This is a genomic window from Rhodanobacter hydrolyticus, assembly GCF_044904645.1.
On record NZ_JADIKK010000008.1, the window covers coordinates 3,223,158 to 3,239,483 of the forward strand.

At 60.0% G+C, this 16,326-nt stretch carries 12 protein-coding genes; 8 read left to right on the forward strand and 4 right to left on the reverse strand.

Going from position 1 to position 16,326, the window contains the following annotated elements; translation table 11 throughout:
• Window positions 1-17 precede the first annotated feature (17 nt).
• Genes rfbD through rfbB form a run of 4 tightly spaced genes read right to left on the reverse strand, consistent with a single transcriptional unit; the run spans window position 18 to window position 3,446 of the window.
• A complete protein-coding gene (gene rfbD, locus ISP25_RS17075) occupies window positions 18-953 on the reverse strand; it encodes a dTDP-4-dehydrorhamnose reductase (protein ID WP_404615575.1) in 936 nt (311 codons plus the stop codon).
• Window positions 950-1,507: a dTDP-4-dehydrorhamnose 3,5-epimerase gene (gene rfbC / locus ISP25_RS17080; RefSeq protein WP_404615577.1), complete on the reverse strand. Its 558-nt coding sequence runs from the start codon at window positions 1,505-1,507 to the stop codon at window positions 950-952. The genes rfbD and rfbC overlap by 4 nt, the downstream gene beginning before the upstream one ends.
• Window positions 1,504-2,400: a glucose-1-phosphate thymidylyltransferase RfbA gene (gene rfbA / locus ISP25_RS17085; RefSeq protein ID WP_404615579.1), complete on the reverse strand. Its 897-nt coding sequence runs from the start codon at window positions 2,398-2,400 to the stop codon at window positions 1,504-1,506. Before rfbA ends, rfbC begins: the two co-directional genes overlap by 4 nt.
• Window positions 2,397-3,446 (reverse strand): dTDP-glucose 4,6-dehydratase, encoded by a 1,050-nt coding sequence (gene rfbB / locus ISP25_RS17090; protein ID WP_404615581.1) that lies wholly within the window; start codon window positions 3,444-3,446, stop codon window positions 2,397-2,399. Before rfbB ends, rfbA begins: the two co-directional genes overlap by 4 nt.
• Before the next feature lie 193 nt (window positions 3,447-3,639).
• Here rfbB and ISP25_RS17095 point away from each other — a divergent pair, with 193 nt between their 5' ends.
• The 8 genes from ISP25_RS17095 to wecB all read left to right on the forward strand — a co-directional run bounded on the left by ISP25_RS17095 (window position 3,640) and on the right by wecB (window position 16,197).
• The gene (locus ISP25_RS17095) at window positions 3,640-4,806 is read left to right on the forward strand and encodes a trans-sulfuration enzyme family protein (RefSeq protein WP_404615583.1); all 1,167 of its coding nucleotides are present in this window, start codon (window positions 3,640-3,642) and stop codon (window positions 4,804-4,806) included.
• 37 nt (window positions 4,807-4,843) lie between these two features.
• Window positions 4,844-5,677 (forward strand): ABC transporter permease, encoded by an 834-nt coding sequence (locus ISP25_RS17100; RefSeq protein WP_404615585.1) that lies wholly within the window; start codon window positions 4,844-4,846, stop codon window positions 5,675-5,677.
• The gene (locus tag ISP25_RS17105) at window positions 5,667-7,085 is read left to right on the forward strand and encodes an ABC transporter ATP-binding protein (protein ID WP_404615587.1); all 1,419 of its coding nucleotides are present in this window, start codon (window positions 5,667-5,669) and stop codon (window positions 7,083-7,085) included. The genes ISP25_RS17100 and ISP25_RS17105 overlap by 11 nt, the downstream gene beginning before the upstream one ends.
• A gap of 1,841 nt (window positions 7,086-8,926) precedes the next feature.
• Window positions 8,927-10,276: a glycosyltransferase gene (locus tag ISP25_RS17110; RefSeq protein WP_404616337.1), complete on the forward strand. Its 1,350-nt coding sequence runs from the start codon at window positions 8,927-8,929 to the stop codon at window positions 10,274-10,276.
• A 213-nt stretch (window positions 10,277-10,489) separates the two neighbouring features.
• The gene (locus ISP25_RS17115) at window positions 10,490-12,139 is read left to right on the forward strand and encodes a glycosyltransferase family 39 protein (protein WP_404615588.1); all 1,650 of its coding nucleotides are present in this window, start codon (window positions 10,490-10,492) and stop codon (window positions 12,137-12,139) included.
• 43 nt (window positions 12,140-12,182) lie between these two features.
• Window positions 12,183-13,115 (forward strand): glycosyltransferase family 2 protein, encoded by a 933-nt coding sequence (locus ISP25_RS17120; protein WP_404615590.1) that lies wholly within the window; start codon window positions 12,183-12,185, stop codon window positions 13,113-13,115.
• Entirely contained in the window at window positions 13,112-14,674 is a 1,563-nt protein-coding gene (locus tag ISP25_RS17125) for an acyltransferase family protein (protein ID WP_404615591.1), read from the forward strand. Before ISP25_RS17120 ends, ISP25_RS17125 begins: the two co-directional genes overlap by 4 nt.
• Window positions 14,675-15,072: 398 nt before the next feature.
• Complete coding sequence (gene wecB / locus ISP25_RS17130; RefSeq protein WP_404615593.1) at window positions 15,073-16,197, forward strand: non-hydrolyzing UDP-N-acetylglucosamine 2-epimerase; 1,125 nt, start codon at window positions 15,073-15,075, stop codon at window positions 16,195-16,197.
• The last annotated feature ends 129 nt before the right edge of the window (window positions 16,198-16,326 follow it).

The window sequence follows — 16,326 nt, forward strand, 5'->3', positions numbered from 1 at the left end:
CCCGGTTGCTGGATGTCTCAGGCGCGCTGGCGCGAAAGCGCATCCAGCACGTCGTTCAAGCCGGTTTGCCAATCGCCGAGAGCATAGCCGAAGCTCCGTTGAAACCCGGCGTTGTCCAGCACCGACCAGGCAGGTCGTTGCGCTGGCGTGGGATAGTCGGAGGTATCGATGGCAGCCACGTGCGGGGCACGCGCGATCAGGCCACGTTCCACGGCGCCGGCGAAAATCGCGCCAGCGAAGCCATGCCAGCTGGTATGGCCGCTGGCGACGAGATGGTGCGTGCCGACAACGGCGCGACGTTGCCCGGCGTCCGCGGTTTGCCACGCATCCAGTGCGGCCAGTGTGCCGGCCACGATCAGCGCGGTGCTGGTAGGTGCGCCCAACTGATCGGCCACCACGCGCAGCTCGTCGCGCTCGGCGCCCACGCGCAACATGGTGCGCAGAAAATTGTGGCCGTGCGGCGCGTACACCCATGCAGTACGGAAGATGAAATGCGTTGCGCCACTGTCGCGCAGCGCCCGCTCGCCCGCCAGCTTGCTGCGGCCGTAGGCGCCGAGCGGAGCGGTGGGTGCATCGACAGGATAGGGTGCGGTGGCTGTGCCGTCGAACACGTAGTCGGTGGAGTAATGGATCACCAGCGTGCCGTGTGCAGCAGCCCACCGGCCAAGTGCGCCGACTGCTTCGCCATTGACGCGGGTGGCCAGCGCTTCTTCCTGCTCGGCGCGATCCACGGCTGTGTAAGCGGCGGCGTTGACGATCACGTCGGGGCGCACGCGGTTGAGCAGGTCGGACAGGCTGTCAGGCGCGGAAAGGTCGGCGGTTTCGATATGGAGGTTGTCGTAGCGCCGACCGTCGCGACTGGCTGCGACCAGTTCACCGCGCGCGGCGAGGCCGCCGTCCTCGATGAGGCTGCGGCCGAGCTGGCCGTTGGCGCCGAGCAGCAGGGTCTTCATGCCATGTATGTCGGCAGTCGCTCGACGGCCACGTCGGCCAGCAGCGGTGCCTTGCTGTCCTTGTCGGACAGCAGTGGTTCGCTGATCGGCCAGTCGATGCCGATGGCCGCGTCGTTCCAGCGGACGCCGGCGTCAGCCTTGGCGTCGTACTGCGCCGTGCACTGGTAGGCAAAGGTGGCGAACTCCGAAAGTACGCAGAAGCCGTGCGCGAAGCCCTCCGGTATCCAGAAGTGGCGGTGGTTCTCCGCAGTCAACATCGCGCCAACCCACTGGCCGAAGGTAGGCGAGCCGTGACGGATGTCCACTGCCACGTCGTACACCTCACCTTCCAGCACGCTGACCAGCTTGCCTTGCGGGTTCGGCCACTGGTAATGCAGGCCGCGCAACACGCCGCGAGCGGAGCGTGACACGTTGGATTGCACGAAGCGGCGATCGACGCCGGCTTCGCGGTACTTGGCCTCGTTGTAGCTCTCGTAGAAGAAGCCGCGGGCGTCGCCGAATACCTGCGGTTCGATCACTACGGCACCGGGCAGGCGCGTCTCGATTACCTTCATCGGGCCACGCCCTCCTTTGCGACTTGTTGCAGATACTGGCCGTAGCCGGTCTTGGCCAGGGGGGCGGCCAGCTCCAGCAGTTGTGCAGCGTCGATCCAGCCGTTGAGGTAGGCGATTTCCTCGGGGCAGCAGACCTTGAGGCCTTGGCGGTTCTCGATCGTCTCGATGTAGTTGCCGGCCTCCATCAGCGATTCGTGCGTGCCGGTATCCAGCCACGCGAAGCCTCGGCCGAGCTGCTCCAGATGCAGCGAGCCGTCGTCGAGGTAGCAGCGGTTGAGGTCGGTGATTTCCAGTTCGCCGCGCGGTGATGGTTTCAGCGATGCGGCATAGTCGCAAACGCGGGCGTCATAGAAATACAGGCCGGTGACGGCATAGTGCGACTTGGGCTTCGCAGGTTTTTCTTCCAGCCCGATTACTTTGCCGCTGGTGTCGAACTCGGCTACGCCGTAGCGCTCCGCATCCTTCACCCAGTAGCCGAATACGGTGGCCCCGTGCTCGCGAGTTGCGGCGCGCTTCAGGCGTTCGGTGAAGCCATGCCCATAGAAGATGTTGTCGCCCAGCACCAGGCAACTGGGCTGGCCGGCGATGAAGTCGCGGCCTATGGTAAATGCCTGCGCCAGTCCGTCGGGCGAAGGCTGTGCGGCATAGCGAATGTCAAGGCCCCACTGCGAACCATCGCCGAGCAGGCGCTGGAACATCGCCTGCTCGTGCGGGGTGTTGATCACCAGGATCTCGCGGATGCCGGCCAGCATCAGCGTGGCCAGCGGATAGTAGATCATCGGCTTGTCGTACACCGGCAGCAGCTGTTTGCTTACGGCGCGGGTGATCGGATGCAGGCGAGTGCCGGAACCACCGGCGAGGATGATGCCCTTGCGTGTATTCGTCGTACTCATGCGCCCAACCTCTCCATGCGATAGCTGCCGTCCAGCACGCGCTGCACCCACGGCTGGTTGGCGAGGTACCAGTCCACCGTGGTGGCGATGCCGCTTTCGAAAGTCTCCGAAGGTCTCCAGCCCAGCTCGCGCTGCAGCTTGGAGGAGTCGATGGCATAGCGGCGGTCGTGGCCGGGGCGGTCCTTCACGTAGGTGATCAGCGACTCGCGGGCGCGGCCGTCCGCCAAGGGGCGGTGCTGGTCGAGCAGGACGCAGATCGTCTTCACCACCGTGATGTTGGTGCGTTCGGCGTTGCCGCCCACGTTGTAAGTCTCGCCGAGGCGGCCGGCTTCCAGCACACGCCGGATAGCGCTGCAGTGGTCGCCGACGAACAGCCAGTCGCGGATGTTGAGGCCGTCGCCGTATACCGGCAGCGGCTCGCCGGCCAAGGCCTTGGCGGTCACCAGCGGGATGAGCTTCTCGGGGAACTGGTACGGCCCGTAGTTGTTCGAGCAATTGGTCGTGAGCGTGGGCAGGCCGTATGTGTGGTGGAAGGCGCGCACCAGATGGTCCGAGGCAGCCTTCGATGCGGAGTAGGGCGAATTCGGCGCGTACGGCGTGGTTTCGGTGAACATGCCGGTTTCGCCCAGCGAGCCGTACACCTCGTCGGTGGAGACGTGCAGGAAGCGGAAGTTTTCGCGTGCAGCGCCTTCCAGGCCGCGCCAGTAGTCGCGGGCGCATTCCAGCAGGCCCAGTGTGCCCACCACGTTGGTCTGGACGAATTCGGCGGGGCCGTCGATGGAGCGGTCCACGTGGGATTCGGCGGCGAAGTTCACGATAGCGTCGGGCTTGTGTTCGGCAAGCAGCTTTGCCACCAGGGCACGGTCGCCGATGTCGCCTTGCACGAACAAGTGGCGCCCGTTGCCCTCAAGCGCTTTCAGGGTGTCCAGGTTGCCGGCGTACGTGAGCTTGTCCAGGTTGACGATGCGTAGACCATCGGTCACCGCCTGCAGTACGAAGTTCGCGCCAATGAAGCCGGCGCCGCCAGTGACGAGGAGGGTTTGCATGAGTGCGGTGATCCACGTGGCGACAAAGCCTCATTTTTGCATGCTCTCCCTGCGACTCATATACGCCGGCGTGCGGTACTCGAGCCGAATGCCGGGCTTGGTTAAGGCAAATGTCAGTCACGCAGGTACAATGCACGATCCTTTCACGCGGCAGCCGGTTACAGGCAGTTGTCGCTCAGCACGGTTGCTTGTCATGTCCAAGAAGACGCCTGTCGCCAGCCACGGACTCGGAACGCGCGCGATCCACGCGGGCCAGCATCCCGATCCCTCGACCGGCGCGATCATGACGCCGATCTACGCAACCTCCACCTACGTGCAGGAGAGTCCCGGCAAGCACAAAGGGTACGAGTATTCGCGCACGCAAAATCCTACGCGCATGGCTTATGAGCGTTGCGTTGCGGACCTGGAAGGTGGCGTAGCCGGTTTCGCGTTTGCCTCGGGCCTGGCGGCAGCGGCCACCACGCTGGATCTGCTGGATTCCGGCAGTCACGTGATCGCGATGGACGACCTTTATGGCGGCAGCTATCGCTTGTTCGAGCGGGTGCGTCGGCGTTCGGCGGGACTGGATTTCAGTTTCGTCGATTTGAACGACATGTCTGCGTTGAAAGCGGCGTTGAAGCCGAACACGCGGATGATCTGGGCGGAGACTCCTACCAACCCGATGCTGAAGCTGGTCGACCTGGCCAAGGTCGCGGCTTTCGCGAAGAAGCATGGTTTGATTCTGGTGGTCGACAACACGTTCTGTTCGCCGATGGTGCAGCGTCCGCTGGAATACGGCGCAGACCTGGTGCTGCACTCGGCCACCAAGTACCTGAATGGCCATTCCGACATGGTGGGTGGCATCGTGGTGGCCAAGAGCAGGGAACTGGCTGAGCAGATGGGTTTCCTGCAGAACTCGGTGGGTGCGGTCGCTGGCCCGTTCGATGCCTTCCTAGCCATGCGCGGTCTGAAGACGCTGCACCTGCGCATGCAGGCACATTGTGCGAGCGCGTTGGAGCTGGCCGGTTGGCTGGAGAAGCATCCTGCGGTGGAGCGGGTGATCTACCCGGGCCTGAGGAGCCACCCGCAACGCTCGCTGGCGAAGCGTCAGATGCAGGGCTTCGGCGGCATCGTCACCATCGAGGTAAAGGGTGGCCTGAAAAAGGCGCGCCGCATGCTGGAGCGTTGCGAGCTGTTCGCACTGGCCGAGTCGCTCGGCGGCGTGGAAAGCCTGATCGAGCATCCGGCCATCATGACCCATGCCTCGGTGCCGCCGGCCAACCGCAAGCGGCTGGGTATCAGTGACGGGCTGGTGCGACTCAGCGTCGGCGTGGAGGATATTCGCGATCTGCGCGAAGAATTGACGGCAGCGCTTGCTTGACCGCGGGCGTCCCGAACAAGGGAATGAGGTTACCGAATTGAATCTTCCCGCTGCTGCCGTGTCAGGCCGATCCGCATCCGGGCCGTTCAATGCACTCGTTGCTCACCGGTCGCTGACGTTGGAGTTGGCCAAGCGCGATGTGCTGGGTCGTTACCGTGGTGCCAGTTTTGGTTTGCTGTGGTCGTTGATTAGTCCGTTCCTGATGCTGATGGTCTATTCGTTCGCTTTCGGCTTCGTGATGAAGTCGCGCTGGCCGCAAACGGATAGCGGCCATGCCCACTATTCGATCATCCTGTTCATCGGCCTGATCGTGCATGGTTTCTTCGCAGAATGCCTCAACCGATCGCCGCACTTGATTACTGGCAACGCCAATTTCGTCAAGCGGGTGATTTTCCCGCTGGAAATTCTGCCGTGGCCGATGGTTATGTCGGCGCTCTTTCATACTTTCATGAATTTTCTGGTGTTCCTGGTGCTGCACTTGGTGCTTGACCATACGATGGCGTGGACAACCGTCCTGCTCCCGGTGGTGATGTTGCCGCTGGTGTTGCTGACCTTGGGCGTGTCCTGGTTGCTGGCGGCTCTGGGGGTTTATCTGCGCGACATCAGCCAGATTACCGGTGTGCTGGCGACCGCCATGCTGTTTCTGTCCACGGCAATGTTTCCGATCACGGCGCTGCCGCCGCAATACCGCTGGTTGCTATTCATGAATCCGTTGAGTTTCATCATCGACCAGGCGCGCGAAGTGGCGTTGTGGGGACACTATCCCGACTGGATCGGATTGGGCATTTACACGTTGTGCGCCTTGATCGTGCTTTATCTGGGGTACTCGGTATTTCGTCTTACCCGACGGGGGTTCGCCGATGTCATCTGAAGCTGCCATTCACGTCGAGCGGCTCAGCAAATCATTTCCCGTCTACGACAAGCCGATGCATCGGCTTTATCAGATGTTTTCTCCGCGCTCGGCCAAGCAACGTTGGTACCGTGAGTTCCGCGCGTTGAGGGACATCGATCTCACGATCGGCAAGGGAGAGACCCTGGGTATCGTCGGGCGCAACGGCTCGGGCAAATCCACCTTGCTGCAGATCATCTGCGGCACGTTGGAGCCGTCCGCCGGCAAAGTGCAGGTCAGTGGACGCATTGCCGCCTTACTGGAACTGGGGGCCGGATTCAATCCCGAATTCACCGGGCGCGAGAACGTGTTGCTGTATGGCACCGTGCTTGGACTTACGCGGCAGCAGGTTGAACAGCGTTTCGACGAGATCGCCGCATTCGCGGATATCGGCGAGTTCATGGATCAGCCGGTCAAGTGCTATTCGAGCGGCATGTATGTGCGCCTGGCGTTTGCCGTGGCGATCAACGTGACGCCGGACATCCTGGTGGTTGATGAAGCTTTGTCGGTGGGCGACGAGGCGTTCCAGCGCAAGTGCTTCGCACGCATCAACCGCATCCGAGACGAGGGTGCAACCGTATTGTTCGTTTCCCATTCGGCAGGCATCGTCACACAGTTGTGCGACCGCGCGGTGTTGCTGGATCGGGGTGAGTTGCTTTCGAGCGGTTCACCCAAGTTCGTGGTGTCGCGATACCACAAGATGCTGTACGTGCCAGCGGATCGTGCCGATGCCGTACGCGAAGCGATCCGCGCCGAACGCGAGGATGTGCAGCAGCCCGTCGAGATGCCGGAGATGTCCGAGGCCGATCGCGAGGACGTTCGTCTGGTGGCTTCGGTGGGTATAGAGGGAAGGCCGCCGGTTGCTGCAGCGGATTCGGATGCGCAGGGCTGGTTCGACGAAGGCCTCGTGCCGAAAAGCACGATGCGTTATGACACGCGTGGCGCACGGATTACCGTGCCCCACATCGAGACGCCGCAGGGGCGCAAGGTCAATGTCCTGTGCGCCGGAGACGATTACGTTTACGTTTACCGCGTGGAGTTTTTGGAACCGGCGGCCTCGGTGCGTTGCGGCATGCTGATCAAGACCTTGACTGGGCTGGAACTTGGCGGCGGTGCCACCAGCCTGCCACAGGGTTCAATCCCGCTGGTGGAGGCTGGGCAGACTATCGAGGCACGCTTCCGTTTCCGCTGCCTATTGGACTCTGGGACCTATTTTCTCAACGCCGGTGTGCTGGCGCGGATCGCAGAGGAGGAGACCTACGTCGATCGCCTGATCGATGCGGCGATGTTCCGTGTGATGCCGCAACCCGAGCGTCTTGCTACAGGATTTGTCGATTTCTGCGTGACGTCGGAGGCAGCCGTGATGGATTTCTGCAAGGTGCAGGCATGACCAAGGGACAACATGGCCGCCGGCAGGCCCTGCTGGTCATAGGCATGCATCGCAGTGGCACCTCTGCGCTGACGCGGCTGATCAATCTGCATGGGGTCGCGCTTGGTTCCGATTTGCTAGAGGGCGCTTTCGACAACGAGGCGGGCTTCTGGGAGAACCGCAAGGTGGTGGAGTTCCATGAGCGGGTACTGGCTGCGCTCGGCTCGAGTTGGGACGACCCTCGCGAATTGCGCGCGGGCTGGATCGATCAGGTGCGGGCGGCCGGCTTGTTCGATGAGTTGGCGGTGCTGATCGTGGCCGAGTTCGGCGACACGCCGATCTGGGCCGTCAAGGACCCACGTCTCTGCCGCCTATTGCCGATATGGCTGGAAACGCTGGCGCGACTGAATATCGAGCCGAAGCTGATCTTCGCGATGCGCCATCCGGGTGAAGTGGTGGGCTCGCTGATGCGGCGCAACGACTTGTCTGCGGCAGCGGCTTCGTTGATTTGGTTGCGGCATCTCGCCGAGCCGGAGCGCGCATCGAGAGATGCATGCCGCTGCATCACCGATTATGGCGCCATGCTGGGTGACTGGCGTGCCTGCGTGGCTCGGATCGCGGACGACCTCGGTGTGGCTTGGCCGGTACCTTCGTCCGATTGCGCGGGCGAGGCTGACGCCTGTTTGCGACACGATCTGCGGCATCAGCATTCTCCGATAACGGAGCCTCTGCTCCCCGCCGCTTGGCGTGAGCCCATGCTGCATGTCTATGCGAACGGCGTGGCCGTGATGGAGCGTGTGGGCGATTGGAGCAGCTTCGAGGCGCGTCTGGATGCACTGATGGCTCGCTTCGAATTCGCGCGGCCATTGATGACGGAGCTGCGACCCAAGTCCGGCCTTGATCACCTGAAGGCCAGGCTGGCTGAGGCCGAGCGAGGTATGGAAGCCTACCGAGTTGAAGCGAGGCGCCTGTTCGCTGAAAGCGCCGCGGCCCACGGGGAAGCGACGCAGGCGAAGCAGGAGCTGGAGCGCACGCGAGCGACGCTAATCGAGGTTCGCGGCGAGCTCGCGAAGCGCAATGCCCGCATTCGCGTACTGGAGCAGGTGCGCGACGAATTGGAGCTGATTAAGAGCAGTCGCTCCTGGCGTTGGACACGCCCACTGCGCTTCGTCTTGCGCATATTGCGCGGCGGCGGCCGCATGGGTGATGCCGACCGTGAACAGTTGCGGCGACAGTTGAGGCGTGCCCGTGCGTCCCAATCGGAGGTGGCGTCGAGCGAGCCTTCTGCCTTCGCCGCGCTGCCGGTGCAACCTGCCGCGTGGCTGGCACCGCCATCAGACGATCGCCGCGACGTGTTCGTGTGGGCCGTGATCGACTGGCACTTCCGCATACAGCGTCCACAACACCTGTCGCGCGAAATGGCTTATGCAGGCCATCGTGTGTTTTACATCTCCAACGAGTTCATCGATCGCGATGAGCCCGGTTTTGCGGTCGAATCGCTCGACGACACTGGACGGCTGTTCCGCATTCGATTGCATCTGAGGGGGTGTCCGGCGATTTACCACGCCGTCCCCACTCCCGATGCGCAACAGCAGTTGCGCGCCGGCATCGGCCAGTTGCTGGCGTGGACGCACAGCCAAGCGTGCTTGTCGCTGGTGCAGCACCCTTATTGGCTGGAGACGGCTCGCATCCTGCCCAACAAGCGGCTTGCCTACGACTGCATGGACCATCACGGCGGCTTCGCCGACAACAGCCCGGACGTGCTGGGGCGCGAAAACGAGCTGATGCGAACCGCCGATTTGTTGGTGGTCACCTCGGATTGGCTGTACGCGGAAGCGGGCAAATACAACCCGCAATGCCTGATGGTGCGCAATGCCTGTCAGTACGAGCATTTCGCCGCGCCGCCGGCGCACGTCTTCCGCGACAAGCAGGGGCGCAAAGTGATCGGTTACTACGGTGCGATCGCCGAATGGTTCGATCTCGACCTATTGGAGAAAGTGGCGCAACGTCACGCTGATTGCCTGGTGCTAGTAGTTGGCGCCGACACCGCTGGCGCGCAGCAGCGGGTGCGGCACTTGGCCAATGTGGAGTTCACCGGCGAGGTGCCCTACGCGGAGTTGCCGTACTACCTGCATGGCTTTGATGTGTGCCTTCTGCCGTTTCAGGTGATTCCGCTCACGCTCGCCACGAACCCGGTGAAGGTCTACGAGTACCTGAGCGCCGGGAAGGAAGTGGTGTCGATCGCGTTGCCTGAGATCAGTCAGTTCGGCGACCTGGTGCGCGCAGGAGACGATCATGCCGCATTCCTCGCCGCGGTGGACGAGGCCTTGCGGGTTACGCCCGATCCGGAAATTACCGCGCGACGTCAGCGCTTCTCCGCCGAGCAAACCTGGGCGCATCGCGCGCACGACCTGATGCGGGGCATCGATGCATTGCCCGAAGCGAGGGTCAGTGTGATCGTGGTCACCTACAACAATCTCGATCTCACCAAGGCCTGCCTGAGCAGCCTGGAGCAGTACAGCGACTACACCAACCTCGAAGTGATCGTGGTCGACAACGCTTCCAGCGATGGCACGCCCGACTACCTGGCGGCATGGGCCGCTGCCGGCAAGGACCGGCGCCTGATCCTCAATCTCGACAATCGCGGCTTTGCCGCTGCCAACAACCAGGGCCTGGCTGTGGCGGATGGCGATTACCTGGTACTGCTCAACAACGACACGCACGTGACGCCCGGCTGGATCGCCACGTTGGTGGCGCATCTGGGACGGACGAAAGGACTCGGCATGATCGGCCCGGTGACCAACAACATCGGCAACGAAGCCCGCATCGAGATCAGTTACGACGACATGGACGGTATGTTGCATGCTGCGGCGGACTACACAACGCGCCACGCGGGGCTGCTGACGCCGCTGCGCACCGCTGCCTTCTTCTGCGTGATGGTGCCGCGCGCCGTGTACGAAAAGGTGGGGCCGCTGGACGAGGCGTTCGGCATCGGCTTCTTTGAAGACGATGACTACTGCCGCCGTGTGGAGCAGGCCGGCTGGGGCATCGCCTGCGCCGATGACGTGTTTGTGCACCATCACCTGTCCGCGTCGTTCAACAAGCTGAAGCTGGAGCAGCGGCAGACCTTGTTCGAGCGGAACAAGGCGATCTACGAGGCAAAGTGGGGCGCATGGTCGCCTCATAAGTATCGTGATAGGCAGGCTTCGTGAGTGACGTACAGGATGCCTTTGCTGCCGGCGACGTAGCTGCGTGGTGGTGACCTCAGAGGGAGGGTTGCGATGCAAAAAAGCTTCGACATTCGATCGGGAAAGATGGAGGTTTTTTGCCTTTGGTATGCTCGGATGCATGTGAAAGTGATTGGCCGCGATTGATCAGGTCACAATGAAAATGCGAGAAAAAATCTGTACGGCGGGGTGTGCATAATGCTGGCGCAGGGAGCTCAGGCAATAAAACGACGCCTTGGCGTGTGGCTGGATAACCCCGGCCTGACGGCGATGATCGTCTTTCTTGTCTGTGGGTTGCGGCATCTCGATTTGCCGGGGCTGTACATGGATTCAGTCAATCCGGATTATCTGGCTGCCCATGCCTTGCATCCTCATCTGAATAATTTTCGTGCCCTGTTGCCAGGGGGGGAGGGGATTATTCTGCTTGGAAATTATTATCATGGGGTGCAAAATTACTATCTGGCGCGGTTTTTTCTACGCATTTTTGGTACTTCAGTAGTAAACATACGATTGGCGCAGATGCTTCTTGGATGCGTCATCGTTGTGGCGTGCACGGCTTTGGCAAGGCGTTTCACTCGTTCTAATGCGTGGGCCTTGGTATGCGGGTTGTGCCTGGCAACAGATATTGCCTTCATTGGTTCGTTCCGCAACCAAAACTATATCGTCTTGGGCGGCTTTGCATGGTTGTGCGTCTCGTTGTTGTTGCTTGTTCCAGGTCGTGAGGCTGAGCCAAGTCGGCGCGGTGTCTTTGCATCTGGGGTATTCGGTGGATTGGCGGCTTATGGCTATTTTGTCATGTTGTTTTTCTATCCGGCCGTCTTGGGGATGGTGATTTCGCGAACGCGAGCCAAGGCAAGAAGTGTGCTGATATGGTGTGCGGGCGTGGTGATTGGGCTTTTGCCCTACATTTTTGGCTACTTGCACATGCTTCAGGCATTTGGAGGCTTCGCTGAGTTCAGGGCAGGCATGTCAAATGCGGTAACGAATTTACATCCCGTCGAACAGGCCAGCACGTTGATCGACCGGGCACAGGCAGTCGTGCAATTCGCGCAGATGGCCATGTCCGACAATGAGAACACCATCATGGCGTTCGAGCACTCCATTCCGAATACCTGGGGGACATTTAAGCCGCACTTGTTCGTGGGCGTGATTGCCGTGTTAATTGGTGTTTGGTTCTATGGCTTCGCGCGGCGGCGCGAAACTGCAAACGCTACGCAGCTCGCATGGCTTCCGGTTTCATTTATAGGGGTTGCGGCAGTGGCGTTCGGTGGGCGCCTGGGGCCGCATCACTTCTCGGTGATGATTCCGTTGCTCTATCTTCTCCTGGTCGTGTTGCTAGCCGGGGCGCTGCAACACGTGGACAAGGAGGGGCGATGGCACAAAGGCTTGGCCTTGGCTGTACTCGTTGTGGTTTCAGGTGCCAACCTGGCACAGCAGCAGGGCTACATGCACATGCTGCAAAAGACCGGCGGCGTCGGGAGGTCTTCGAGCGCACTCACCGCGATGGCCGAAGAGGCGTATGAAGATGGCAAGGACGCCATCTACGTCTTCCCAGATTGGGGATTCTATACTTCGTTTGCGTTACTGACTGAAAACAGCGTCCCATATGTAATGGATGCAGCGCCATCCACGCTGGGCAATGCCGCCAAGCAGTTCCCGGAACGTAAGCAGTTCCGCCTGGTGTTTTGGAGTCAGGGTGACGCCGCTAAATACACGGATGCGATGATGAAGTCGGGCATATCCTCCATCACCGAACGTGGTTTCCATCAGCGCGATGGCAACATCGCCTTCTACATGCTTGAGGGTCAAATGGCTGGGATGTCTGCTTCCAATAATGCGAAGCAATGATCCCCCGCATGCGGCAGATCCTCACAACTTTCGGGTATTCAATATGGAATCGATCCGCGTCGCAGTTCTTATCCCGTGCTACAACGAAGAAGCCACCGTAAAAGACGTGGTGGCGGCCTTCCAAAAAGTACTTCCGGATGCCGCTGTCTACGTATACGACAACAACTCCCAAGACGATACGTATGGGCGCGCGTTGGCAGCAGGCGCCATCGTGCGGCGTGAGCCGCAACAGGGAAAGGGGGCCGTGGTAAGGCGGATGTTCCGGGATATAGAGGCGGATTTCTATGTGATGGTGGATGGCGACATGACTTATGACGCCACGATTGCCCCAGTCATGTTGAAAATGGCGATCGAGGAGCGCCTAGATCTGGTCAATTGCGTGCGTCAGGAGACCGAGCACGAGGCGTACCGTGCAGGGCACCGGCTCGGCAATGTCATGCTAACCGGCGCCGTGCGCTTCGTTTTTGGCGACCGCGTGCAGGATATGCTCTCTGGTTACAAGGTGTTTTCGCGTCGTTACGTAAAATCCTTCCCGGCTTCATCGATTGGATTTGGTATTGAAACCGAGCTGACCGTACATGCATTAGAGCTTGCCATGCCAGTTGGGCACATTCCTGGGGCTTACGGCGGCAGGCCATCCGGGTCAGCGAGCAAGCTCAATACTTATCGAGACGGCATTCGAATCCTCTGGCTGATCATGCAGCTCTTCAAACATGAGCGGCCACTCAGCTTCTTCGGTGCGATCGCGTCGATGCTGGTTCTGGTTTCGCTCGCTTTGGGGCTTCCCGTGGTTGACGAATATCTTCATACGGGTCTCGTGCCGCGTTTCCCGACCGCTATTCTCGCAACTGGCATCATGCTGTTGGGCACGCTCAGCTTTGTGGCGGGGCTAATTCTTGACACCGTGACACGTGGGCGGCGCGAGTTTAAAGCGTTGTCGTACCTGTCGTATCCATTTTTTCAGGCCAAGCAATGAATGCGGTGGACTGCATCAGGCCATCCTTTTTTCAGCAATTGCCTGGCCGCATGCGCAGGGTACTTTTCTCGAATAATGGAACGGTGCTTGAAAGCATAGCTACGCATGACAATAACTACAATTTGATACGTTTCGCGCTGGCGGCGGCAGTTATTTTTTTTCATGCGAGTTATTTGGCGGGATCTTCCGCGCCAGACGTTCTGAGCAGCCACCTGCAGCCGATTACCGATCTCGGGGGGCTCGCGGTACAGTGCTTCTTTTTCCTAAGCGGCCTGTTCGTTTCACAAAGCCTATCCAAAGATGCCAGCTTGATTGATTTTTCGGTCAAGCGCTTCATGCGCATTTTCCCGGGCTTGTTCACTTGCACAGTGGTATGTGTTGTCGTACTTGCGGCGGCTTCCTGTGGTTGGGACTTCTGGAAGTCCCTGGCGATTCCCGACACATACGACTACATTCTTAAGACAGGTACGCTGATTCATTTGCAATGGTCAATCCCGGGCGTCCTTCTGAACAACCCGGTTCAGACCATCAATGGTTCCATCCATACATTGCCAAGCGAGCTTAAGATGTATGTCATGCTCGGACTGCTTGGTTTTGCCGGGTTGGTGCGGAGCAAAAACTATTTCCGGATTTCAGCGTTTGCCCTCTTGAGCCTCATGATAGTAGTTGGCAGGCCGGTTCTCGCTTTGTGGCGTGTGCCCGATGACGCGTTCGCCATGGTGTTTTTATTCATCGCTGGCATGCTGGTTTATGCTTGCGCCGATCAAATCCGTATCAATTTGGCACAAGGTGGGGTGCTTATTTTTGCCTTGTGCTTATCGGGCTCTGTGGCGTTGCTGAATGCTATTGCTTTGTATGCGTTCGTCATATGGCTAATGCTCTATTGGGGACAGTTGCCTTGGTTGCGCAAACTCCTTCATCCGCGCACTGATCCGAGTTACGGTATGTATATCTACGGTTGGCCAAGCGAGCAACTGGTCAAAATTGCGTATCCGGCTGCGAGCGCAAATGTGGTTGCGCTGGCTGCTCTGTTTGTCGCTTTTGGCGCCGCGCTGCTCAGTTGGAAATATATCGAAAAACCATGCATGGACATGGGCAAGGACATCACTCAGCGGCGCAGCTCAATTTCCGAATTGCGCGCCAGCTTTTCTTCCGGCAAGCATTGGGTGGTCAGTTTTCGCTGTCAGGCTGCGCTGCTCGTGATATGCCTTGGTCTGTCATGGCTTACTTTTCGGGTCAATCTGTTGCCGACCACGATGATGGCGGCGCGCATTGTAGACTTCGGACCCAAGGAAATTCCTGCACGCAGCGGAGGCGATAATAAATCAGGAGTTGATTCGGCGTTGTGGCTGAAACTTTCCTCTCCGCCGCCGGCTGGAGCTAAGGTGCTCTTTGCTGGCCATTATTTGGATACCACCGTGTCGATCCAGTCCAGTACCGTCACCGCGATTCTGCCTGCTTCCTTGTTGAATGTCGGAAAAAAACGCATATTTTTGCGTGGCTTCGTAAATCAGAAAATGCAGCAGAGCAATACTGTTTTAATGATTGTCGGTCATTAAGCTGGGTTGCGCGCCGCTGTTTTTGTAAGCTATTGAATAAGCCATTCCCATTTTGGCGTCTAAATGCTGCGCGGTTGGGTGATTGCTTGTTTGTTTGGCGTGCATCTTTTATGAATTTTGCAAGCGCTCGTCGGATTTTAGGGTGACTGCTCCGGTCTTGGATATATTCCCGCTGCTAGCGCCGGTGTTCGTTGCACTGTTCGCGAGTTCAGCATGACGAGCAAGGTCCGCATCTGGCGCCAGCTTGGATGCGGCGTGCCCATTAAGGTCATATTCGATATCGTCTGGGCACGTTGCCTACTTTACAATCCGCATTGACCTGTCGGCTTGAACGGGCGTTGCCATTTCGCGTACTGCGTTGACTTTGCATCGCTCGGGGAGAATTTAAATGGAGCGTCATGAAAGAGCCTAAGCACATCCTTTGCATCGTCGGTACACGCCCCGAGGGCATCAAGATGGCGCCGCTGATCAAGGCGCTGAAGCGTGAGCCGTGGGCGCGGGTGACGGTGCTGGCCACGGCGCAGCATCGCGATCTGCTGGATCAAGTGCTTGCGCTGTTCGACATCGTGCCGGATGTGGATCTGGACATCATGCGGCCAAACCAGGCACTGCCCGAACTCACGGCGCGGCTGGTCATGGCGCTAGACGAGAAGTTCGGCGAGTTGGCACCAGACGTGGTGCTGGCGCAGGGCGACACCACGACGGTGATGACGGCGGCGCTGGTGGCGTTCTATCGCCGCATCCCGTTCGGGCACGTGGAAGCAGGATTGCGAACCCACGACCTGGACAATCCGTTCCCGGAGGAGATGAACCGGTTGGTGGCCGGGCACCTGGCGCGCTGGCACTTCGTGCCAACCCAGCGGTCGCGGCAGAACCTGTTGCGCGAGGGCATCTCCGACGCAGCAATACATGTGACCGGCAACACGGTGATCGACGCGCTGCTGGAAGTTGCAGCGACTGAGTGGCCGCTGGACATTCCACTGGATGCTAGCAAGCGGCTGGTGCTGGTCACTGCGCACAGGCGCGAGAACTTCGGCGAGCCCTTCCGTGCTGTATGCCGCGCGATTCGGCAGCTAGTGGATCTTTATCCGGACATCGAAGTGGTCTATCCGGTACATCCGAATCCGAACGTGCGTGCTACGGCGCACGAGCTGCTCGGCAATCATTCGCGTATCCGTCTCTGCCAGCCGCTCGACTATGCGCCGTTCGTGGAGATACAAAAGCGTGCGTACCTGATCCTTACCGACTCCGGCGGTGTGCAGGAGGAGGCGCCGGCGCTGGGCAAGCCGGTGTTGGTGCTGCGCACGGAAACCGAGCGTCCGGAAGCAGTGGACGAAGGTGTAGTGCGACTAGTCGGCACCGACGAGGCATGCATCGTGGCGGAGGCTTCGCAACTGCTTGAGAACGAGGCGGCTTATCGCGCGATGGCGCGCGGAGTTTCGCCCTACGGCGACGGCTACGCGGCGCGACGCATCGTCGACGTGTTGCGTGATGCCTTGTGCGCAGACGCCGGAAGTGCCTGACGACTCCGCAGGTGTGGAACCTTCATTCGTGGCCGATCGCGAGCACTTGAGGTCTGCTCTCCTGTAAGCTCGCTGAAACGATTCGGCGCGGGGGCGCAGATGACATTATGGCGGCGAGGGGCTCGCGCA